This is a genomic window from Cytophaga sp. FL35, from assembly GCF_014349235.1.
Taxonomy (GTDB): domain Bacteria; phylum Bacteroidota; class Bacteroidia; order Flavobacteriales; family Flavobacteriaceae; genus Euzebyella.
In genome coordinates, this window is sequence record NZ_JACSOH010000006.1 from 215,832 (window position 1) to 238,479 (window position 22,648).

Annotated in this window: 22 protein-coding genes; 15 read left to right on the forward strand and 7 right to left on the reverse strand. The window is 39.0% G+C overall.

The window, feature by feature from the left end:
- Positions 1-43 precede the first annotated feature (43 nt).
- Positions 44-1,798 carry an ABC transporter ATP-binding protein gene (locus BIZ36_RS07185; protein ID WP_187457196.1) on the reverse strand — a complete coding sequence of 585 codons (1,755 nt, stop codon included), beginning with the start codon at positions 1,796-1,798 and terminating at the stop codon, positions 44-46.
- A 302-nt stretch (positions 1,799-2,100) separates the two neighbouring features.
- Here BIZ36_RS07185 and nusB point away from each other — a divergent pair, with 302 nt between their 5' ends.
- From nusB to BIZ36_RS07205, 4 genes are all read left to right on the forward strand, one after another.
- Positions 2,101-3,048: a transcription antitermination factor NusB gene (gene nusB / locus BIZ36_RS07190; protein WP_187457197.1), complete on the forward strand. Its 948-nt coding sequence runs from the start codon at positions 2,101-2,103 to the stop codon at positions 3,046-3,048.
- A gap of 104 nt (positions 3,049-3,152) precedes the next feature.
- Positions 3,153-3,626 (forward strand): DUF1573 domain-containing protein, encoded by a 474-nt coding sequence (locus tag BIZ36_RS07195; protein WP_187457198.1) that lies wholly within the window; start codon positions 3,153-3,155, stop codon positions 3,624-3,626.
- A 19-nt stretch (positions 3,627-3,645) separates the two neighbouring features.
- On the forward strand, positions 3,646-3,933 hold the full coding sequence (gene yajC / locus BIZ36_RS07200; RefSeq protein WP_187457199.1) for a preprotein translocase subunit YajC: 288 nt from the start codon (positions 3,646-3,648) through the stop codon (positions 3,931-3,933).
- 112 nt (positions 3,934-4,045) lie between these two features.
- A complete protein-coding gene (locus BIZ36_RS07205) occupies positions 4,046-5,395 on the forward strand; it encodes a Gfo/Idh/MocA family protein (protein WP_187457200.1) in 1,350 nt (449 codons plus the stop codon).
- A gap of 14 nt (positions 5,396-5,409) precedes the next feature.
- On the opposite strand, the gene BIZ36_RS07210 is transcribed toward BIZ36_RS07205, so the two are convergent.
- A complete protein-coding gene (locus tag BIZ36_RS07210) occupies positions 5,410-6,009 on the reverse strand; it encodes a YdeI/OmpD-associated family protein (RefSeq protein WP_187457201.1) in 600 nt (199 codons plus the stop codon).
- Positions 6,010-6,031: 22 nt separating this feature from the next.
- Positions 6,032-7,270: a peptidase T gene (pepT, locus tag BIZ36_RS07215; protein WP_187457202.1), complete on the reverse strand. Its 1,239-nt coding sequence runs from the start codon at positions 7,268-7,270 to the stop codon at positions 6,032-6,034.
- Positions 7,271-7,410: 140 nt separating this feature from the next.
- Here pepT and BIZ36_RS07220 point away from each other — a divergent pair, with 140 nt between their 5' ends.
- The 3 genes from BIZ36_RS07220 to BIZ36_RS07230 all read left to right on the forward strand — a co-directional run bounded on the left by BIZ36_RS07220 (position 7,411) and on the right by BIZ36_RS07230 (position 12,186).
- Positions 7,411-10,269 (forward strand): TonB-dependent receptor, encoded by a 2,859-nt coding sequence (locus BIZ36_RS07220; protein WP_187457203.1) that lies wholly within the window; start codon positions 7,411-7,413, stop codon positions 10,267-10,269.
- A gap of 334 nt (positions 10,270-10,603) precedes the next feature.
- Positions 10,604-11,047: a hypothetical protein gene (locus BIZ36_RS07225; RefSeq protein WP_187457204.1), complete on the forward strand. Its 444-nt coding sequence runs from the start codon at positions 10,604-10,606 to the stop codon at positions 11,045-11,047.
- Between the two features lie 101 nt (positions 11,048-11,148).
- Positions 11,149-12,186 (forward strand): quinone-dependent dihydroorotate dehydrogenase, encoded by a 1,038-nt coding sequence (locus tag BIZ36_RS07230; protein WP_187457205.1) that lies wholly within the window; start codon positions 11,149-11,151, stop codon positions 12,184-12,186.
- A gap of 42 nt (positions 12,187-12,228) precedes the next feature.
- Here the strand turns inward: BIZ36_RS07230 and BIZ36_RS07235 are convergent, their stop codons facing one another.
- A complete protein-coding gene (locus BIZ36_RS07235; RefSeq protein WP_222937299.1) occupies positions 12,229-12,546 on the reverse strand; it encodes a Dabb family protein in 318 nt (105 codons plus the stop codon).
- A gap of 166 nt (positions 12,547-12,712) precedes the next feature.
- On the opposite strand from BIZ36_RS07235, the gene BIZ36_RS07240 reads away from it, so the two are divergent.
- Together BIZ36_RS07240 and BIZ36_RS07245 are read left to right on the forward strand one after the other, a co-directional pair.
- On the forward strand, positions 12,713-13,339 hold the full coding sequence (locus BIZ36_RS07240; RefSeq protein ID WP_187457207.1) for a LysE family translocator: 627 nt from the start codon (positions 12,713-12,715) through the stop codon (positions 13,337-13,339).
- An 18-nt stretch (positions 13,340-13,357) separates the two neighbouring features.
- Positions 13,358-14,224, forward strand: coding sequence for a hydroxymethylglutaryl-CoA lyase (locus BIZ36_RS07245; protein ID WP_187457208.1), 867 nt, complete (start codon positions 13,358-13,360; stop codon positions 14,222-14,224).
- Between the two features lie 3 nt (positions 14,225-14,227).
- Here the strand turns inward: BIZ36_RS07245 and BIZ36_RS07250 are convergent, their stop codons facing one another.
- The gene (locus BIZ36_RS07250) at positions 14,228-14,581 is read right to left on the reverse strand and encodes a hypothetical protein (protein ID WP_187457209.1); all 354 of its coding nucleotides are present in this window, start codon (positions 14,579-14,581) and stop codon (positions 14,228-14,230) included.
- 204 nt (positions 14,582-14,785) lie between these two features.
- Here BIZ36_RS07250 and BIZ36_RS07255 point away from each other — a divergent pair, with 204 nt between their 5' ends.
- From BIZ36_RS07255 to BIZ36_RS07270, 4 genes are all read left to right on the forward strand, one after another.
- Positions 14,786-15,127 (forward strand): hypothetical protein, encoded by a 342-nt coding sequence (locus tag BIZ36_RS07255; protein WP_187457210.1) that lies wholly within the window; start codon positions 14,786-14,788, stop codon positions 15,125-15,127.
- 58 nt (positions 15,128-15,185) lie between these two features.
- Complete coding sequence (locus BIZ36_RS07260) at positions 15,186-16,349, forward strand: PepSY-associated TM helix domain-containing protein (protein ID WP_187457211.1); 1,164 nt, start codon at positions 15,186-15,188, stop codon at positions 16,347-16,349.
- Positions 16,350-16,531: 182 nt separating this feature from the next.
- Positions 16,532-18,004: an IMP dehydrogenase gene (gene guaB / locus BIZ36_RS07265; protein WP_187457212.1), complete on the forward strand. Its 1,473-nt coding sequence runs from the start codon at positions 16,532-16,534 to the stop codon at positions 18,002-18,004.
- Positions 18,005-18,071: 67 nt separating this feature from the next.
- Complete coding sequence (locus BIZ36_RS07270; protein ID WP_187457213.1) at positions 18,072-18,503, forward strand: hypothetical protein; 432 nt, start codon at positions 18,072-18,074, stop codon at positions 18,501-18,503.
- A 37-nt stretch (positions 18,504-18,540) separates the two neighbouring features.
- Here the strand turns inward: BIZ36_RS07270 and BIZ36_RS07275 are convergent, their stop codons facing one another.
- Both BIZ36_RS07275 and lysA read right to left on the reverse strand, forming a co-directional pair.
- Positions 18,541-19,071, reverse strand: a complete 531-nt coding sequence (locus BIZ36_RS07275; RefSeq protein WP_187457214.1) for a thioredoxin family protein — start codon at positions 19,069-19,071, stop codon at positions 18,541-18,543.
- Between the two features lie 67 nt (positions 19,072-19,138).
- Complete coding sequence (lysA, locus tag BIZ36_RS07280; protein WP_187457215.1) at positions 19,139-20,380, reverse strand: diaminopimelate decarboxylase; 1,242 nt, start codon at positions 20,378-20,380, stop codon at positions 19,139-19,141.
- A gap of 166 nt (positions 20,381-20,546) precedes the next feature.
- Here lysA and BIZ36_RS07285 point away from each other — a divergent pair, with 166 nt between their 5' ends.
- Both BIZ36_RS07285 and sucC read left to right on the forward strand, forming a co-directional pair.
- Positions 20,547-21,185 (forward strand): LON peptidase substrate-binding domain-containing protein, encoded by a 639-nt coding sequence (locus BIZ36_RS07285; protein WP_187457216.1) that lies wholly within the window; start codon positions 20,547-20,549, stop codon positions 21,183-21,185.
- A 158-nt stretch (positions 21,186-21,343) separates the two neighbouring features.
- Complete coding sequence (gene sucC / locus BIZ36_RS07290; protein WP_187457217.1) at positions 21,344-22,537, forward strand: ADP-forming succinate--CoA ligase subunit beta; 1,194 nt, start codon at positions 21,344-21,346, stop codon at positions 22,535-22,537.
- Positions 22,538-22,648: the final 111 nt, after the last annotated feature.

Sequence of the window (22,648 nt, forward strand, 5' to 3'; positions counted from 1 at the left end):
ATCAACCAAAAATGTGAAAAAAATGTGAATACGCCAAAATTTTCTAATTTTCTTTCTCAGAGAGTTGTGTGGCGTACAGTTCTTTGTAGTATCCGTTTTGGGAATTTAACTCTTCATGTGAGCCTTCTTGTAAAAGCCTGCCGTCCTCTAAAACTAATACCTTGTCCGCATTTTTGGCAGAAGATACCCTATGGCTCACAATTAGGGTAGTTTTGTTCTTGGATGCCTTTTTGAGATTGTTGAGAATTTCTTCCTCGGTTTCCGTGTCTACGGCAGAAAGGCAGTCATCGAACAAATAAATTTCTGGATCTTTTAAAAGGGCGCGGGCAATGGAAACACGTTGTTTTTGACCACCGCTAAGCGTGATTCCTCGCTCTCCGAGAACAGTTTTATATCCTTTTGAAAACCCTTCAATATTATCATGAACGGCGGCATTCTTGGCTGCTTGTACTACTTCAGCTTCCGAAGCATTGTACTTGCCAAATTTAATATTGTTCTCTATGGAATCTGAGAACAAAAAGGCATCCTGTGGTACAGCCCCAACAGATGTTCTAAGGCTTTCTACATTCAGTTTTTTGATGGGTACATTATCTATTAAAATTTCCCCGCCGGAAACATCGTATAATCTGGCAATCAGGTCCAAAATGGTAGATTTCCCAGAGCCTGTTTTTCCTAAAATTGCTACGGTTTCACCATCGTTTATAGTAAAAGAAATATTCTTTAGAGCTGTAATTTCCGTATCCTCATAGGTGAAGCTCACATTTCTAAATTCAATTTTACCCTCAATTTTGGTTTCTTCGAGAATATCGTTCCTAATTTCGGGTCGTTCCTGTAAAAACTCGTTGATTCTTTTTTGAGAGGCTTCGGCCCTTTGGATGATGGAAGTAAGCCAACCAATAATCGCTACCGGCCAAGTAAGCATATTCACATAAATAATAAACTCGGCAATAACTCCCACGGAATCAATTTCCCCGTTAAGTATTTGTCTTCCGCCAATGTAAATCACCAAAATGTTACTTACACCAATAAGCAGTACCATTAATGGAAAAAACCAAGCATTTACTCTGGCCAGGTCCATGCTTTTGTCCTTTCCTTCTACCGCCAAAACGGAAAGGTCTTTGTTTATCTGTGGTTCTAGGGCATACGCCTTTATAACAGAAATACCGGAAAATACTTCTTGGGTAAAGGTTGAAAGGGTGGAAAGGTATTCTTGTACTACCGTACTCCTTTGATGTATTACTTTACTTATTTTATAGATCAGAACAGATAAAATGGGTAATGGAATGAGCGTATAGGCGGCCAATTTTGGTGCCGTCATAAACATAATGGGTATGATGCAGATAAATAAGGTGGCAGTGTTTATACCGTACATTAATGCCGGCCCCGCATACATTCTTACCTGACTAACGTCTTCACTAATCCTGTTCATTAAATCTCCAGTACGGTTCTTTTTATAAAAGTTAAGACTCAAAAGCTGGTAATGGTCAAAAACCTCATTTTTTAAATCGAACTCAATATATCTGGATACATTGATAATGGTCTGTCTCATTAAAAAGGTGAAAACCCCTGATAGTAGAGCGGCCCCTACAATTATTAGGATGTACTCAAATAGAAACCCGCGCGCTACGGTTTCCGTAATTTCAGAGGCGGTAAAATCTTCAATAACTTCTATGGATTCCTTCACATAAGAAGGCATGACCAACTGAAGAATTCTGGCCACGATGGTTATGAAAAGACCTAGAAGAAGTTTTTTCCAGTATTTTTTAAAATATTTGTTGAGGTGTTTTAGTTCCTTCATCTAATTGGGTAAGCTAGTTGTTTAGCGTATTGTAGAACTCGTCAAAGATAGCTTTTTGTGTTAAAAGCAAATGTTATAAAATATATAAGGTATTCTACATAACAATTTTTGAAAATAACTGAGAATAGTTTAATACTGACAACAGTAATCCTTGAGAAGTGTTTTATTTTGAGTTTTAGAACGTGTAAGAATTAGAATCTTTTCAATTTTTTGAACTTTTATTTAGGTATCCACACTGCATTTATTATTACTTTTGTGCCCGTGAAAACCACTACCAACACCACAGTTAAAAGTTCTTGAACATGCTAACACGTAGACACATTAGGGTTAAGGTTATGCAATGCATTTATGCCCTTACCCAGTCCAAAGATGATTCCCTGGAAAAGCAGGAAAAATTCCTTCGCTATAGTATCGATAGCATGTACACCTTATATTTATTGGAATTGAGTCTGCTCATTGAACTACATCAGCGTGCTAGCGAGCAATTGAAACTTTCTTCTAAAAAGTATTTGGCGTCCAATGAAGACCAATATCCAGATCAGGAAAAATTTGTAAAGAACGGTCTTTTGCTTAAGATAGTCAGGAACGAAGCCTTAAAAGAGGAACTGAAAAAGCGCAAGCTTAACAACTGGTATCTCAATGAGGAATACGTTAGAATCATCTATAAGGAAATGATCGAAAGTGAGGCTTACGCTGCCTACATGCAATCCGGTTCTCAAAGTTTTGCTGAGGATAAGGATTTTTTGGTGCTTCTTTTTAAGGACACCATTGCTCCCAACGAAAAGATTTACGATTATTTTGAGGATGACAAACTTACCTGGGTAGATGATTTTCCTATTGTCAACACCTTTGTACTTAAACTTCTCAAAAAGGCGAAAGAGAGCCATCCGGAAAGTTTTTTTCTGCCACGTCTTTTAAAGGACGAGGACGATATGAAATTCGCCAAAAAGCTTTTGACCAAAACTTTGTTGAAGGAGGCCGAATGGAATAAGGAAATTGAAGGCAAAACACCCAATTGGGACAAGGATCGTATTGCCGATATTGATGCCATTCTTTTAAAAATGGCCATTTGTGAGTTATTGAACTTTCCTTCCATACCTGAAAAGGTAACCATTAACGAAGCATTGGAAATTGCAAAGGAATACAGTACACCCAAGAGTAGTATTTTTATCAATGGTATTTTGGATAAACTGGTAAAAGAATATAAATCCACAGGAAAACTTAATAAAATTGGCAGGGGATTGATGTAATCATTACAACACACGTATTTGTTTTATTAGGGATTCTTAACATCTGTCCCACCCGTGGTATATAAATTAATTCACTAATTTTGCACGAAAATAAAATCATAACCATGAAAAAAGCACTTTTAGCGTTAAGTGTATTTTCCATTTTTGCATTCGTTTCATGTAAGGAAAATGCATCCAGTAAAGTAAAGTCTGATAATGTAGCCGAAGCTGCTCAAAGAGATGAGGCTGGCAAGCAACTTCCTGTTATGTCCTTTGAAAAGGAGGAGCATGATTTCGGAACCATAGAGCAGGGAACTCCACAGGAGACCGTATTCAAGTTTACCAACACCGGTAATGCACCATTGATTATTACCAATGCAACAAGTTCTTGCGGGTGTACAGTTCCTGATCCGCCAAAAGACCCTATTGCTCCTGGAGATACTGGGGAATTGGTAGTTAAATTTAATGGTTCTGGACAAAATCAGGTAACTAAGACCATTACCGTGAACGCAAATACGGAAAAGGGTTCAGAATTGTTACGTATAAAGGCTTTTGTAAATCCTAAGGGAGCCGCTCCTGTAGGACCAACCTCAAAATAACCAATTTAAAGCATAGACTATGGGCGATTTAGGCCAATTTCTTCCAATGATTTTGATTTTTGTGGTGGCATATTTTTTTATGATCCGTCCACAACTTAAACGTCAGAAGGATGAAAAGAAATTTACCGCAGAATTAAAGCGCGGAGACAGAGTAGTTACTAAAAGTGGACTTCACGGAAAAATTATGGAATTGAACGACAAGGATTTTTCCTGTATTCTTGAGACCATGGCCGGGAAGTTAAAATTTGACCGTTCTGCCATTTCTATGGAAATGAGCAAAAAGTTAAATGCGACAGAAAAAAAGTAACCCTTTGATTATAAAAGATAAAACGCCCTCAAGAAATTGAGGGCGTTTTTTTATGACCCTGTTTTACCGGTAAATTAGTATCTTCAAACATCAACTTAAACTATTTAAGAGAATGAACGGTACTAGAAGACAATTTTTAAGGAAAGGGTCCTTGGCATTTATGGGAACGGGCGCTGCGTTTCTGTTTCCTATGGAACTTTTGGCAAGCATGAGAAAAAGGGTAAGCCCAAACGACCAAATCAACGTAGGGCTCATAGGTTGCAACGGTATGGGTTTTAGCAACCTGTCATCTATGCTAAAGCTTAATGAGATCAATGTTGCCGCTCTCTGTGATGTAGATGAGTCCGTTTTAAAGAAAAGAACGGCAGATTTGGAAAAGGCTGGGGTTAAAAAACCAAAATGGTATAAGGATTACAGGCTACTGTTAGAAGATAAGGATGTTGATATCGTAATTATAGGAACTCCCGATCATTGGCATTGTCTCCAATTAATTGATTCTTTAAAGGCCGGTAAGGATGTGTATTGCGAAAAACCAATAGCCAATTCCGTAGAAGAGGCAGATATTATGTTGAACTATGTTGGGGCTAGTGACCGCATCGTTCAAGTAGGTCAGTGGCAACGTAGTCAGCCTCATTTTGTAGATGCTATAGATTTTGTTCACTCCGGAAAATTGGGAGAAATTCGTTTGGCCAAGACATGGGCCTATCAAGGTTGGATGAAACCTGTTCCCGTTTTGGAAAACACCAGCGTTCCAGAAGGGGTAGATTATAAAATGTGGTTGGGCCCTGCGCCTCAAATGCCGTTCAATATGAACCGATTCCATTTTAATTTTAGATGGTTTTGGGATTATGCGGGCGGACTCATGACCGATTGGGGCGTGCATTTAATTGATTATGCATTGTATGGCATGAAGGCCGGTAGACCCAAATCCGTTATGGCATTAGGTGGTAAATTTGCATATCCAAACGACGCTTCCGAAACTCCAGATACCCTACAGACCGTATTTGAATATGATGGATTTTCCATTCTATGGGAGCACGCCACTGGAATAGATGGAGGAAATTATGGCAGAAACCATGGTATTGCCTTTATAGGGAACAATGGAACCTTGGTAGTGGATAGAAATGGTTGGGAGGTCATTCCTGAAGAAGAGTTTCAAGGATGGGGTAAAAAAGGTATTCCCAAAATGGATGCCATTAAAAAGGATAAAGGCGATAAAAGTGGGTTGGACCTCCATACGGCCAATTTCATTGATGCTGTGAAGAGTAGGGATACATCACTGCTAAACGCTCCCATAAAAGTAGGATATGACGTTGCTTTGGTCTCGCATATGGGTAACGTGGCCTATAAATCTGGGAATAGAATTTATTGGGATGATGCCAAAGCGGGCTTTAAACAAACTGAGGCCAATCAATATTTAAAAGCGAACTACCAAAACGGTTGGAAATTGCCTATGCTATAACTTTTTTTGCGGTATTATCGGTAGGCGTCATGCAGACCCTTGCCTTGTAAAATTAGCGGTAAAATTTTGGTCAAACGGGACAGCTTGGTACTGTCCCGTTTTGCCATAACAATATTTTCAACGTATTCCTTTTTTTTATAATTTGACAGGCCCTCGAAAGCTTTTTGGGCGCCATCGGTTTCCGTCAAAGCTTTATTTAGAAGCTCAGGAATTTCAACGTTCTCTGAAACACTTCTTTTGGAGGGTTTTAGTTCAATACCCTTTCTCTGGTTTTCAATGGCTTCCAACATATAGGAAGTAATCATTTTTGGGTCTAAATCCTCTTCGGATTTAAACTTCCAATGGCGCATAGCCTGGGTTTTTCCTTCTTGAGCATTTTCTAAAACCTTGGTATGATCGCTTAAAAATACTCCGTTAAAAAACCATATGCCAAAGTGCTGTTTGAACTTGCAAATGGCCAAAACGTTTTTACCGTTTATGGTGTAGGTAGGGAAATTCCATTTATAGGTCTCTTCCAAACCAGTTTTTAGGGCCAAATCACGAAGCACTCCAATCCCAGTCCTAAATTGATGTTCCTCTTCGTAGTATTTGAACACCTTTTCTTGCCGGTCCATCTTTAATTGTTTTCCTTATAAGTTAGGCATTTTTGGGCTTGGCAGTACCCACAATCTCACAAATTTTAACAATTACCTGTACAGCTTTCAACATACTTTGTACAGGAACGTATTCATACTTTCCATGAAAATTATGTCCTCCAGCAAAAATATTTGGGCAGGGCAAACCTTTATAGCTCAATTGCGATCCATCTGTGCCACCTCTTATGGGCTTAATGATAGGTTGTACGCCAACAGATTCCATAGCTGCTTTGGCAATGTCAACAATAAATGAAACTGGCTCAATTTTTTCCCGCATATTAAAATACTGGTCCTTGATTTCGGTTTGTATACAATCGCCGTAATCGCTGTTCAGTTGAGCACTTATATCCTTTATTAATTGTTTTCTTTTTTCAAAGAGGTCCTTATCATGGTCCCTAATGATCATCTCAAATTCTGCATGTTCAATTTCGCCTTTTATATGATGAACATGAAAGAATCCCTCTCTGTCACTTGTATTTTGCGGAGTTTCTTCAGGAGGCAGAATACTCAAGAACTCATTGGCAATACTTATGGCGTTTACCATTTTATTTTTGGCATAACCGGGGTGTACACTTTTACCCTTTATCGTTATTTTGGCACTGGCAGCATTAAAATTTTCATATTCTAGTTCCCCAACCTGAGAACCGTCCATGGTATAGGCCCAGTCTGCATTAAATTTGTCCACATCAAATAGGTGAGCGCCTCGGCCAATTTCCTCGTCTGGTGTAAAACCAATTCTTATATCACCATGTTTTATTTCCGGATGGTTGATAAGGTATTCCATAGCCGTAACAATTTCGGCAATGCCGGCCTTGTCATCCGCACCTAATAGCGTGGTTCCATCGGTAGTGATTAACGTTTGGCCTTTGTACTGTTGTAAATCCTCGAAATAATCAGGAGAGAGAATTATGTTTTCCCTAGCGTTTAAAACAATGTCCTTTCCATCATAGTTTTCTATGATTTGCGGATTTACATCCTTACCTGAAAAATCTGGCGAAGTATCAAAATGAGAAATGAATCCTACTGTTGGCACGTCATTTTCTATATTACTTGGTAAAGTGGCCATGATATAGGCATTGTCGTCTATAGAGACATCTTGCATTCCAATCTCCTTCAATTCATCAACGAGTAAATCGGCTAAATACCATTGCTTTTCAGTACTGGGAGTGGTTTGCGAGGTAGGATCGCTTTGAGTATCAATTTTCACATAGTTTAAAAATCGATTGATAATATGCTGCATTGTTAATTATTGTATTAAGTGTAATTTTTTATCTAAAAATCTATTAAAAAGTTAAAATTTGTAACTCAAAAGAGGTGGTTTCTTACATTTTTATGCTCTTTTTACCTAACTTGCTGTTAACATAACTTAAAAACAACTATATGAAACAGCAATTTTTTAACGTTTTGATTCTCGTTTTTGGGGTTATTGGTTTGGCCAATGCCCAAATAACGGGTACAGTGATTGATGATGATTCGGTTCCCCTTCCTGGAGCCTCCGTTGTTGTCAAAGGTACTACAACTGGTTCAACAACCGATTTTGATGGTAATTTTTCTATTAATGCTGAGCCTGGAGACAATTTAGTGGTTTCTTACATAGGTTTTGAAACGAAAGAGGTAACAGCTACCAGCGGTGCGATGAGAATACAATTATCCTCAGGGGTAGCATTGTCCGAGGTAGTGATAGTAGGTTCGCGTAACCCCAATAGGACAGCTACAGAAAGCACGGTTCCCGTTGATGTCATAGACATGGCGGAACTGAACAATGTGGCTCCTCAGGTGAATTTAAATCAGATTTTAAATTATGTGGCCCCATCGTTCACTTCAAACACCCAAACGATTTCTGATGGTACAGACCATATTGACCCTGCCTCCTTACGGGGCTTAGGTCCGGATCAGGTTTTGGTTCTGATTAACGGTAAAAGAAGGCATACTTCTTCTTTGATCAATGTGAACGGTACTTTTGGTAGGGGTAGCGTAGGAACGGATTTAAATGCCATACCCGCTTCCGCCATTCAGAGAATCGAGGTCTTAAGAGACGGTGCTGCGGCCCAATATGGTTCTGATGCCATTGCTGGAGTCATCAATATTGTTCTAAATAAATCTGTGAATGAATTAAATGCCACGGTTACCACGGGGGCCAATTTCTCTAAAAATGCCAATGACCAAACAGGTGGCGTAGACGGAGAATCTACCAACGTTGCCGCTAGTTACGGTCTTCCTCTTGGTGAAAATGGAGGATATATTAATCTTTCAGGTGATTTTGATGTGCGTGAGGATTATAGCAGAATGAAAGAATGGGAAGGTGAGGTGTTCAATCAATACAATGTCGTGGAACGTTTTGCAAATAATGATGGTTATGATTTATCTGCGTTATTGGATGATGATGTAACGGATGTGATCCAATACGCCAACCAAGCGGGAATAGCTTTGAACGGAGCAACTACCAAAGAAGAATTGCAGCCCATTTTATCTCAGGATGCCACCACTTCGGAACTGGCGGCAAGAAATCAGCAGCGTAGCGATTATAATATGAGGGTAGGGCAATCGGCCTTAAGAGGTGGTCGTCTTTTTGCCAATTTTGCGTTGCCTTTGGACGATAACGGAACTGAAGTATATTCCTTTGCGGGAATTAGTTCTAGAACTGGAAATTCTGCCGGTTTTTATCGATTGCCGAACCAAAGTAGAACGTATACTCCGGCTTACATCAATGGGTTTCTACCAGAAATCAATTCTACCATTAAGGATAGATCTTTGTCCGTAGGTATCAAGGGTAAAATAAACGAGTGGAATGTAGATTTAAGTAATACCTATGGTAAGAACTCCTTTCTTTATACTATTGGTAATACATTCAACGCCTCTTTGCAAAATGCTTCGCCTACATTCTTTGATGCAGGTGGATTCTCCTTTGCTCAGAACACCTCTAATTTAGATGTAAATCGGTTTTTTGAAGATGTCATGTCCGGATTGAACGTGGCGTTTGGTGCAGAGTATAGGGTTGAAAACTATGATATTGTTGCTGGTGAAGAAGCCTCCTATTCCCAATATACTGCGGATGGTCAGCGTATAACATTGGCTTCACAACAACCTTCACAAGACTTTTTTGGAAATGCACGCCCGGGAGGATCACAGGTATTTCCCGGTTTTAGTCCTTCCAATGAGCTATCAAGGGGTAGAAGTAGTATCGCCGGGTATTTTGATGTGGAGGCCGATTTTTCCGAAAAATGGTTGGCGAGCTTCGCTACACGTTTTGAAAACTATAGCGATTTTGGGTCTACCATCAATTTTAAATTGGCAACACGCTATAAAATATCCGATAACCTGAATATTAGGGGAGCCGCCAATACCGGCTTTAGAGCTCCGTCCTTGCACCAGATCAATTTTAATTCTACGTCAACGATTTTTGACCAAAATGGAAACCCCCAAGAAGTGGGAACTTTTGCGAATAATAGCAGAGCGGCAAAACTATTGGGTATTCCAGAACTTAAAGAGGAAACCTCCAGTAGCGTAAGTTTGGGTTTTACGGCTAACATACCGGATGCCAATCTTACCTTTACTGTGGACGGTTATTATGTGGAAATCAATGATCGGGTGGTGTACACAGGTCAATTTCAAGGCCCGGGAACAGGAACTGAGTTGGATAATTTGCTTAGGCAGGCCAACGCTACTGCTGCTTCCTTCTTTGCGAACGCTATTAATACCGAGTCTAGGGGCTTGGACGTGGTGATTACCCATAAAACCAATATTGGCGACAACTTCAGGTTAAAGTCCGATTTGGCAGGTACTTTTTCGAGAACCAACCAAATAGGGGATATCAATGCGTCCGAAGTACTACGGAATGCTGGGCAGGTTGATACCTATTTTCCTGAAGATAGTAGGGTATACTTAGAGGAGGCCGTACCAAGAACTAAAGTGAACCTTTCCAATAGCCTTACCTCAGACCGCTGGATTATGTTCTTAAGAAACGTATATTTTGGAGAGGTAACCGAAGCTACAACGGTAGTGGCCAACCAGCAGGTTTTTGGTACCAAATTAGTAACGGACCTTTCCATTGGTTATAAAGCATCAGATGCCCTTACGCTTACCATTGGGGCCAACAACCTTTTTGATATTTATCCGGACAGGGCCGAGGAGAGCTTTGGTAACCGAAGCGGTGGCCGTTTTGATTGGTCGCGTAGGGCCCAACAATTTGGTATCGGTGGCCGCTTTTTATTCGCTAGGGTGAATTTGGCGCTTAAATAACAGATACTAAGTAATTCTTTAAACCCCGCTCACATGAGCGGGGTTTTTATTTTATATAAAGTTCTAAAACCCTATTTTTAACTACTAATACCGTAAGCGATGGAAAACTATTGGAAGATAGCCCTAGTGACGTGTATTTTTTTGGCAAGCCTAATTAGTGTACGCAAACTCACAATCGGTCGTTATAAGAAGGAGTTCGGTCCTAAAAGACGCACCCTCTGGGGGCAACGAACTTTTTACTGGGAAGGTTTGATCGGTCTCAGTACCGGTGTTGCATTTATGGTTTTGTTGTTTTTAGAAAGCTGCAATATTTTAACTTTTTTAAATTTTTAGAATGTTCAATAAATCTTTTTACGTGCTATTGATATGTTTTTCAATTTCTTTAGTGGGTGCTGCACAAGATTGTTTTTTAGGTATTGGAGGTAAGGATACTAAAATGATCGAAGAAACCTTTCAATTGAGCGATAGCCAATTGACAACAATGGAGAGCTTGAAAGGTGAGCTGGAAGTGCAGACAAAGATTATCCAAGATCAAATTGATTTGTTGTTTAAGGAGCATCCGCAAAGCAAAGAAGAGGATTTGATTGTTATGGGAGATAAGTATAAGCAATTACAAGGGCAATTAATTTCGGTTTCCCTTGATGTGGAACAAAAATTCTTGGAAACGTTCAATGCCAAACAGTACGAGCGATATCTTGAGTTGTGCAACGCTGCTTTTAGACGTCCTATAAAGGCCATTCCAATGGAATATGATGCAGAAGTAGAAAGTCCGGAATGATGATATAATTCTCATCTGTTGGATTGAGTTTTAATCTTCGGCCAAAAATCGAATAAGAACGTGAATTAGTTTGTATTTTTGCGCAAACCACAACACGTTTCATGTATACATCTTTTATTCGTCCTTTGTTATTTAAAATGGACGCAGAAAAGGCACACCACTTCACTTTTTCAATGGTGCGCAACTTAAGTAAATTAGGATTTTCTTCTCTATTCAAATCTCTTTATGATTTTCAAGACCCTCGATTGGAAAAGGAAGTCTTCGGACTAAAATTTAAAAATCCAGTGGGTTTGGCGGCAGGTTTTGATAAGGATGCCAAACTGTTTAAGGAACTGTCCAATTTTGGGTTTGGATTTATCGAAATAGGAACCCTAACACCCAAGGGGCAACCTGGAAATCCTAAAAAAAGACTGTTCAGGTTAAAAGAAGACCGGGCCATTATCAACCGAATGGGTTTTAATAACTCTGGGGTAGAAGATGCCGTTGAACGCTTAAAAAAGAATCGTAATGTATTGATTGGGGGAAACATAGGTAAAAATAAAATTACCCCCAATAATGAGGCTGTAAATGATTACCTTATTTGTTTTAATGCGCTTTTTGATTATGTAGATTATTTTGTGGTAAATGTAAGTTCACCTAATACTCCAGGATTAAGGGAACTGCAAGATAAAGAGCCTCTAACGGCATTGTTGAACAGGTTGAAAGAAGAAAATAGTTCTAAAGCCAAAAAACTTTCCATAAAGGAAAAACCCATTCTGCTGAAAATAGCACCCGATTTAACCGATGATCAATTGTTGGATATCATTCAAATTGTCAAAGACACCCATATAGACGGGGTCATCGCTACGAACACCACGATTAGCCGCGATCATCTAAAATCCGATGAAAACTTAGTAAAAGAAACAGGGGGATTGAGCGGTAAACCCTTAACTTCCAGAAGTACGGAAGTGATTCGCTTTTTGGCAGAAAAAAGCAATAAAGCATTTCCCATAATTGGGGTAGGAGGTATTCATAGTGCCCAAGATGCTCTAGAAAAGTTGGAGGCTGGGGCAGACTTGGTTCAACTCTATACCGGCTTTATTTATGAAGGTCCCGGTCTAATAAAGAGTATCAATAAAGCAATTCTGGCCCGAAACTAAGTGAATAGAAGCGGGCCAGAGAATATTTTTTGTAAGGTATATTTATTCCTTAGTCCAATAATCAAGGACCATAACGTCTTCTAAATATGGACCTAAAATACCGCCAAATGCTTTATGGTCCGGGTGTGGTAAATAAATAGCGCGGTCTGCCTCGCTTTTAAAAGTAAGAAAGAAACAGTGGGTAAATCCCTTATCGTGCCCTTCTGGACTGTTGTTGGTTCCCCATTCGTAAGAGGCAATTTGAGGTATTTTACTCGGTAATGCGCTAAATGCTTCTTGAACTTTATCGATATCTGCCTGCGAAGTTCCCTCTTTAAATTTGAACATAACTACATGGCGTAAAAGGCTGTCTTTTTCCATATGAAAATTTGGATTGTTGGTTTTTGAATACTCCGTTGCAAAAAGGCCGGAGCTGATTAAAACAAATAAGAAAGTTAGTTGAATTGATTTCATGGTATGTAATTTTGGGGTAAGATATGAAAAAGACCTCAATTTGGAATTTCGATTTAATGGTTAAGTTTAACCCATGAATTACGAAACGCTCTATGCTTTTATGGCTGCCACCGCAGCCCTTGCTATCTCACCCGGCCCGGATAACATTTATGTGCTTATGCAAAGTTTGGTCAATGGCAGAAAGTATGGATTGGCAACCATGGCGGGGCTAATGTCAGGTTGTATAATTCATACGACCCTACTGGCTTTTGGGGTATCTGCTATCATCAAGCAAAGCGATGTACTTTTTTTTGGTATTAAGTTGCTAGGGGCCATTTATCTGTTCTTTTTGGCTTATAAAGTATACAGAAACGATGCCAGTTTGGTCATCTCCAAAGAAGGTGTAAGTCGAAAAAGCTTAGGAGCTTTATTTAAACAAGGGTTCATTATGAATGTGCTCAATCCAAAGGTTACTATCTTCTTCTTGGCTTTTTTTCCTGGATTTTTATTTAGTGATTCGCTTAGTACCGTAGTACAGTTCTATATTTTAGGAGCTTTATTTGTGTTGGTTTCTTCCCTTATTTTCGGAAGTATAGCTTTGTTATCCGACGTTATTTCCTCTCGAATCAAGGAAAATCCCGGTATAGGTCGGTACCTAAAATGGTTGCAAATAATTGTGTTTGTGGGTATTGCAGTGTACTTATTATTATCAGATAAATAGTGGTAATTTTGGATAGGTATGCAAGAGAAAGTAAAGATTATTGAATGTCCAAGGGATGCCATGCAAGGCATCAAGACCTTTATTCCTACAAAGGAAAAGGTAAAGTATATTCAATCTTTATTGAACTGCGGATTCGATACCATTGATTTTGGAAGTTTTGTCTCTCCAAAAGCTATTCCGCAAATGGCGGATACCGCAGATGTACTTTCTCAATTGGATCTTTCGAAATCTAAAAGTAAACTTTTGTCCATAGTGGCCAATGTGAGAGGAGCTGTAGACGCTTGCCAACATCCGGAGATAGATTATTTAGGATATCCATTTTCCATTTCGGAAAACTTTCAAATGAGAAATACCCATAAGACCATTTCCCAATCCATCGATATACTAAAGGAAATATTGGACAATGCCAACGCTAGCGAAAAAGAAGTGGTGGTGTATATTTCCATGGGTTTTGGAAACCCGTACGGAGACCCTTGGGATGTGGATATTGTGGGGGAGTGGACGCAAACGTTAGCCCAAATGGGCGTGTCCATATTGTCTTTGTCAGATACTGTAGGGTCTTCCACTCCGGAAAATATCGATTATCTTTTTTCCAATCTCATACCTCAATACCCTCAAATAGAGTTTGGTGCGCATTTGCATACTACCCCAACAAAATGGCATGAAAAGGTAGACGCGGCTTACAAGGCTGGGTGCAGACGTTTTGATGGGGCGGTTCAAGGCTTTGGTGGCTGCCCAATGGCAAAGGATGAGCTTACCGGTAATATGCCCACAGAAAAAATGCTCTCTTATCTTACAGCGGTAAAGGCTGATTCTGGGGTCAATTGGATGGTCTTTGAAGCGGCTTTCAATAAAGCTACGGAGCTTTTTAGTGTTTACCATTAATAATTACTTGTTGATAAGGTCACTTAGGTACTCAATTAAATTCAATTGAAAAAGAGTTCCTTCCACAAGGTCCTCAATTTCCTCCACCTCCTTCTGGTTCATGGCAAAAGAAACACTTTTATAAGGTGATTCTATCAAAATACTTCTGCAATTACTGTTGCTTGGGCATGGTGTACATTGGGAAGAAAGCTTACTTGTTTTGATATTATTCGAAAAAATAACTAGTTGGGGAATACTAAGAAACAAGCCGGTATCCCTAAAAACAAGCTGTACCTTTTTCTGCTTTTCAGAATTAACATATTTCCATTGAAATGCTAGACCTAGATTGTTGCTATATATAAGGAGTATATCGTCCATTGCGGATTTTTGAGATTAAAGGCTTATCCAAATTTAATAATTTTATTTAGATTGATTAAAAATAAGTATGTATCTTCGTTTTGTTATCCGAAGTCAATTTCTGATAACCCTACGGTTTTTCGTAGAACTAAATGTTTGAGTTAGTTTGGCCGGCAACCTTTTCTAGGTTGGGTTGCCGGCTTTTTTTAAATCCAACAAAATTTCATGGAACTTATATATGGAAACAATTATGGAGCCTTTTACAAAATTTTTGAGGCACCTAACAAAGAATGCAAATTGCAACTTGTGGTAGATACGGTGGGCATATTTATGTCAGCGTCTGATTTGGGCCATTTTCTAAGTGTCATTCAGGATTCAGATGCACCATGCCAATGCGCTACCTGCAAAGGCGGAAAATGTAATAAGATTTGGTGTAGTAACCCCTTGGTAGATATATGCCTAAAAGTTTCAGAGCCCATTTTGGAAGAAATGGAAGATTTGGTCAAGGGAACACAATTCATTTTAAACATGGATGAGACCTTAAAACAATATCGCATCAAGAATTAAAATACAGTTGTTGTAAAAACCCCAATCTCGTATTATTCATAAGTTTTCTTTCATTTTAATGGCAAAATTTTCTTTTAAAAAATCAATTCTTAAGCTTCATCAAATTTTAGGTTTGGTTACGGGAATAGTAGTTTTTATCGTGAGTATCACCGGTTGCTTATGGGTTTTTAAGGATGAAATTGAATCTTTATATGTAGAGCCTTTTATCGTAGTGGAAAAGGATGGTGAAATGATTACCGCTACACAAGCACAAAATTTGGCAAAGGAAGTTTTTCCCAATAAACATGTTCATGGAACTATTTTTGGCCAACCAAATGAGGCTCTGGAAGTTATTTTTTATGAATTGGATCCTGAGTTTTATCAAAGCGTTTTTCTAAACCCTTATACTGGCGAGATTTTGGGCATCCAAGACCATTTTAGTGGCTTTTTTGCCTTTGTACTTAAAGGCCATGTTAGGCTCTGGTTGCCTGCAGAAATTGGGGAACAAGTGGTTTCTATTTCTGTTTTCCTCTTTATGTTTATTCTGGTGTCCGGTCTAATTTTATGGTGGCCCAAGAAACGGAAGAATCTAAAACAACGATTGAAATTCGATTGGAAAGCAACCACAAAATGGAAACGCAAAAACTTCGATTTACACTCTGTTTTGGGCTTCTATGTCTATATTCTAGGATTTATATTGGCCTTTACGGGTTCAATAATGGCTTTTAATTGGATGTACTCCTCCGTTTATAAGGGAATTGGGGGAGAGAAAACAGCCATGTTCTATATTCCTAATAATAAAACTGAAAAAGACCTAGCCGAAACAAATGCTCCACCAATAGACCGTTTAATATCCCGATTGCGAAGAGAAGATCCTGCGGCACTCAATTATGAAATTCATTATCCCTATGCAGACAGCGTTAGTATTTATGTTGAGGTAGCAAAAACGGACGGATTATACTACGAAAACGACTATCGCTATTTTGATCAGACCACATTAGAGGAAATTGAAACTGAAGGTATTTATGGCAAATACGGGGATGCCAAATTAGCAGATAAGCTTATCCGTATGAATTACGACATTCACGTAGGTGCTATTGGTGGGATATTTGGAAAAATAATAGCTTTTTTAAGTAGCTTGGTGGTAGCCTCTTTACCGGTTACGGGCATTTTACTGTGGTATGGTAGAAAATATAAAAGGAAAAACCCAGTGAGTTCACGCCTTTCTTCAAGGGTTTCCTAGTACTAAATAGGTGTTTTTATAAGTACCTTTTCGAATATTTTTGATGGAAAATATGACAATTAAATAGAAAGGTTTCCAGTTAAATTTCACAACGGTTTTAGCATATAACAACCGGGACGGTATTCGGGCCACAAAACCAATAAAATTCATTACATTTGCACGCAATTAAATCTTTAATTGCTATGGAAGCCCACCTTAACAAAATACTAGGAGAAGGTCTAACGTATGATGACGTACTCCTCGTTCCAGCTTATTCTGAAGTACTTCCCAGAGAAGTAAATATTCAAACTAAATTCACTCGTAATATTACTATTAACGTACCGGTAGTTTCCGCTGCTATGGATACCGTTACGGAATCTAGAATGGCAATTGCCATGGCGCAGGAAGGTGGTATAGGTGTGCTTCATAAGAATATGACCATAGACCAACAAGCGGTTAAAGTACGTAAGGTAAAACGTGCGGAAAGTGGGATGATTCTAGACCCTGTAACCTTGCCCCTAAACTCCAAGGTTAGGGATGCCAAAGCGAGCATGAAAGAGTTTAGTATTGGTGGTATTCCAATTGTGGATGAGGAAAATAAGCTTTTGGGTATCGTAACCAATAGGGACTTAAGATTTGAAAAAAATAATGACAGGCCCATCTCGGAGGTAATGACCTCTGAAAGCCTTGTTACAGTAGGTAGGGAGACCTCCTTGGAGCAAGCTGAAGATATTTTACAGGAAAACAAGATTGAAAAACTTCCTGTGGTTGATGAAAATTATAAGTTGATCGGGCTTATTACTTTTAGGGATATTACAAAACTTACCCTTAAACCAATTGCCAATAAAGATGAATTTGGTCGTTTACGTGTGGCAGCTGCCATCGGTGTAACACCAGATGCCATAGATAGGGCAGAAGCTTTGGTAGAAGCCGGGGTAGATGCTGTGGTAATTGATACCGCTCATGGACATACAAGAGGTGTTGTTTCCGTTTTAAAAGAGGTAAAGGCCAAATTTCCAAATTTGGAAGTAATAGTTGGAAATATTGCCACTGCCGAAGCGGCCAAATATTTGGTGGAAGCAGGCGCAGATGCGGTTAAAGTTGGTATTGGACCCGGCTCCATTTGTACCACTCGAGTAGTTGCCGGGGTTGGTTTTCCTCAGTTTTCGGCGGTTTTGGAAGTTGCTGCCGCCATCAAAGGTTCGGGAGTACCGGTCATTGCAGATGGAGGTATCCGTTATACGGGAGATATCCCTAAGGCAATCGCTGCAGGGGCAGATACGGTAATGTTAGGTAGTCTTTTAGCGGGAACCAAAGAATCTCCGGGGGAGACCATCATTTATGAAGGTCGTAAGTTCAAATCCTATAGAGGAATGGGCTCCGTTGAGGCCATGAAAGAAGGTAGTAAAGATCGTTATTTCCAGGATGTGGAAGATGATATTAAAAAATTGGTACCGGAAGGTATTGTAGGTCGTGTTCCCTATAAAGGAGAACTGTATGAAAGTATCCATCAGTTTGTAGGTGGTCTACGTGCGGGTATGGGCTACTGTGGAGCTAAGGATATTAATTCCCTTAAGGAGAACGGTCGCTTTGTAAAAATAACTTCAAGTGGTATCAATGAAAGTCATCCACATGACGTTACCATCACCAAAGAGTCTCCAAATTATAGTAGGTAGACACTTATCTTTTCGGGAAAAAGAACAATTTTTTCATGTTATATCTGTTTAGATTAAAAAATACAATATGAAAAAATGGAGTTTTTTGTTTCTATTGACGTTAATAGGTTTATCCTGTTCGGATAATGACGATGAAATAAATCCAGAGAATCCAAGGTTGATCGGAACTTGGTTATTGGTGGAGCAATATGCCGATCCAGGGGACGGAAGTGGAGAATACCAAAAAGTTGATAGCGAAAAGGCGATTGAATTTTTGGAAGAAGGAATCTTTAAATCCAATGGTGAGCTTTGTGATTTAAATTCAGAAGCCGGTGACAACACTGCTGGAACGTATGTGATGAACGACACCATTATCTCCCAATTCTCTTCTGAAAATTATTTAATACCGGATGGTTGTAATACAGAAGATTTTAAAATCTACTACCATCTAGAGGAAGGTTCGCTTGTTCTTTCGTATCCTTGTATTGAAGGATGTGGACAGAAATACTTAAAAAAATAGCATAAAAAAACCCCGACTTTTAAGTTGGGGTTTCTTTTTATTTACCTTGGCCCGAGTAGGAGGACCAATCTTTTTCTTTATAAATATTGTCCCCAAAATATTTGGCGATGGCCAAAAAGGGTTCTGGTTTCTGGTATCCCGGTACTGGGCTAAGCATGTTCATTTCCTCATCCAAAAAGATGGTAGTAGGATAGCTTAACCTTCCTTGTAAAAGGGCCGCAGCAAATTCATGATAGCCTTTTCTTCCTTGCGGAACAAACTTATAAGTCTTTCCTTTAAATTCAATGGGGTCTTTGCCTTCGCCATCTAATTTTACCATATAGAAGTTTTTGGCCATGTATTCAGCTACTTCCGGGTCCTGGAAGGTATCCTTATCCATTTTCTTGCACCATCCGCACCAATCGGTATAGACATCTACAAAAATCTTTTTAGGATTTTCATCGGTACTGGCCAATTCGGCGGCTTGGTCCCAAGAGAGCCATTCCACTTCCTGCGCGTAAGTGGTAAAGGAAGCTGAAAACAAGGTTAAGAAACCTAAGAGCAAACTTCTGGTAAAAGCAATTTTCATTCTTATGGAATTTACATAGTTGGTTAGTCCAACAATTATACCAAAGCTAACGAAAAATTGGGCCTTTTTATTTTGCTTCTGCCTTGGCCTTTTTTGGTGCAAATAAATCCTTTACATCTACCTGTAGTTTAATAAGGTCGTCAAAAGATTCCCTTTCTCGAATTAAGATGGCCTTTCCTTCATGCCAAAGCACTTCTGGTGGTCTAAAGCGTGAGTTATAATTACTCGCCATGGTAAAGCAGTACGCACCGGCGTTTTTAAAGCATAGAATATCGCCTTCAGAAATTTCGTTGATACGTCGGTTACTTGCAAAGGTATCCGTTTCACAAATGTATCCTACTACAGAATAATAGCGTTCACGCCCTTCAGGATTTGAAATATTTATAATTCTATGGGATGCACCGTACAACATTGGTCTAATAAGGTGGTTAAAACCTGTATCTATACTGGCAAAAACCGTAGAAGTAGTTTGTTTAACAACATTTACTTTGGCCAGAAAGTTACCTGCTTCACTTACCAAGAACTTACCGGGTTCAAATGCCAAAGTCAACTCTTTGCCATATTCTTTACAAAACTCATTAAAGCGTGACCCAAGTTTTTTGCCCAACTCCTCCACATTTGTTTCTATATCGCCCTCTTTATACGGAACCTTAAAACCACTACCAAAATCTATAAACTCAAGATTTTTAAAGTTTTTGGCGGTTTCAAAAAGGATTTCAGAAGCATAAAGAAATACATCAATATCCAAAATATCACTTCCGGTATGCATATGAATACCGTTAATATTCATTTTAGTGATTTCGACAATTCGCAATAAGTGCGGTATTTGATGTATGCTGATGCCGAATTTACTGTCTATGTGACCTACGGAAATTTTGGAGTTTCCACCTGCCATTACGTGCGGGTTGATGCGAATACATACAGGAATATCTGGATGCTTGCTACCAAACTGCTCCAAAATGGATAGGTTGTCTATATTGATACGTACACCCAACTTGGCGGCTTCCTCAATTTCTTCCAAGGAAACCCCGTTTGGTGTAAATATAATGGACTCCGGTTTAAAGCCGGCCATTAAGCCTAATTGCACCTCTTGAATCGAAACCGTATCCAATCCGCTTCCTAAACTGTTCATCAGTTTAAGAATAGCGATATTTGAAAGGGCCTTGGCTGCGTAGTTTAGTTTTAACTTTTTAACAGTGCTAAAAGCATTGGTAAGTCTGTTAAATTGCGAAATGATTTTTTCTGAATCATAAACGTAAACAGGATCGCCATAAGTCTTGGCTATTTTAAGCAAATCGGCATTATTCATAGTCCTTTAAGTTTTGCGCAAAACTAACGTGTTCAAATGATATGGGCAAGAAAACAAAGACAGGTTTTAAAAATAAAACATAATGTTACAAATAAAACAATTCTAAAGATGTTCTTTTTTGCCTAACCTTAAATTCAGTTGTATTTTTACCTTAAATACACCTAAAATGAGACTTCCATTTTTTCCTTTACAATCTATTTTTTTTCCAGGTGAAACGGTTCCGCTTCACATCTTTGAAGATCGTTACAAGCAGTTGATAAAGGATTGTAGGGGTGAGGCCATTACCTTTGGTATTCCAGTTTTTATAGACAATAAAATGGTCTACGGTACAGAGGTACAACTGGTTGAAATTGTAAATACTTATGACGGGGGCGAGATGGATGTTACCTGTATAGCGCGCCAAGCCTTTAAAATCCTAAGTTTTGACAATAAAATGGATGGAAAGCTCTATGCTGGTGGTGAAGTTGATTTTATTGAAAATATCAATGATACCAATCTAGAGCAAAGAAATAAGGTTTTGAATAAGATATATGAGCTGTACGATATTATGGAAGTGCCCTACGACCGTATGCCCGTAGAGAAGTTTCATAGTTATGTGCTGATCCACAAAATGGGCCTGTCTTTCGATCAAGAATATGAGCTTTTGCAAATGTCCAGTGAATCAAAACGTTTGGATTATATCTATGAACATTTGCTTTCTACTATTGCAGTGTTGACCGAGGTAGACCGTACAAAAAAGACCATAAAGATGAATGGGGATTTTAGAAACTTTGACCCCTTGGACTTCAAGGACTTTACTATGTAAGCTGTAATTAAAATGCCTATCTTATAATTTATAATGTGATAATAAACCAAAGCGTTCCTTTCTGAAGCATTTTTTTGGAATTTGCTGCCTCTAAATTGTAAAAAGACCGTACAGTTACCTATTTTTGTTGCTAAACGTAAAAATTAGACCCTTAACATATGAATCTTCACGAGTACCAAGGAAAAGAAATTTTGGCCAGTTTTGGAGTACGCATTCAGCGTGGCATAGTGGCCCACAACGCAAAAGAAGCTGTAGAGGCCGCAAAACAATTGACTGCTGAAACCGGAACAGGCTGGCACGTAATTAAAGCCCAGGTTCATGCTGGTGGTAGAGGAAAAGGTGGAGGTGTTAAATTAGCCAAAAACCTTAAAGAGGTAGAAGAACTGGCAGGTGATATCATAGGAATGAACCTTATAACGCCACAAACTTCTGCCGAAGGTAAAAAAGTTCATAAAGTTTTGGTTGCCGAAGATGTTTATTATCCTGGCGATAGCGAAACAAGTGAATTCTATATGTCCGTTCTATTGAACAGGGGAACTGGTAGAAATATGATTATGTATTCTACAGAAGGCGGTATGGATATTGAAGAAGTGGCGGAAAAAACGCCTCATTTGATCTTCACCGAGGAAATTGACCCCGCAACGGGCTTAATGCCGTTTCAGGCTAGAAAGATTGCGTTCAATTTAGGCCTTTCAGGAACTGCTTTTAAAGAAATGACCAAATTTGTTTCCGCTCTTTACAAGGCCTATGTGGAAAGTGATTCCAGCATGTTTGAAATCAACCCGGTTTTAAAGACTTCGGATGATAAGATTATGGCTGTTGATGCCAAGGTATCCATAGATGACAATGCTCTATTTAGAAGAAAGCCCTATGCTGAAATGCGTGATTTACGCGAGGAGAACCCAATAGAGGTGGAAGCAAGGGAAGTTGGTCTCAACTATGTGGACCTTGACGGAAACGTGGGTTGTATGGTTAATGGAGCCGGATTGGCCATGGCCACTATGGATTTAATTAAAATGGCTGGAGGGGAACCTGCAAACTTTTTGGATGTTGGTGGTACTGCAGATGCCAAACGAGTTGAAGAAGCCTTTAGAATTATATTAAAAGATCCTGAGGTCAAAGCTATACTCATTAATATATTTGGTGGTATTGTGCGCTGTGATAGAGTTGCCCAGGGAGTGGTAGATGCCTATAAAAATATGGGCGATGCGATAAAGGTTCCAATTATTGTTCGTTTGCAAGGAACGAATGCAGAATTGGCCAAGGAAATTATTGATAATTCCGGTTTGGCAGTTCACTCCGCAGTTCAGTTTCAAGAAGCAGCGGATAAAGTAAAAGAAGTGCTAGCTTAACTATTTTAAAATAGACTTGAAAAAGGGAGGCATTTGCCTCCCTTTTTTTGTTTGGTCCCTTTATTTTTTGAATTTTAAAATTTCAACGAAAACGTTAAGGTAGGATTTTGT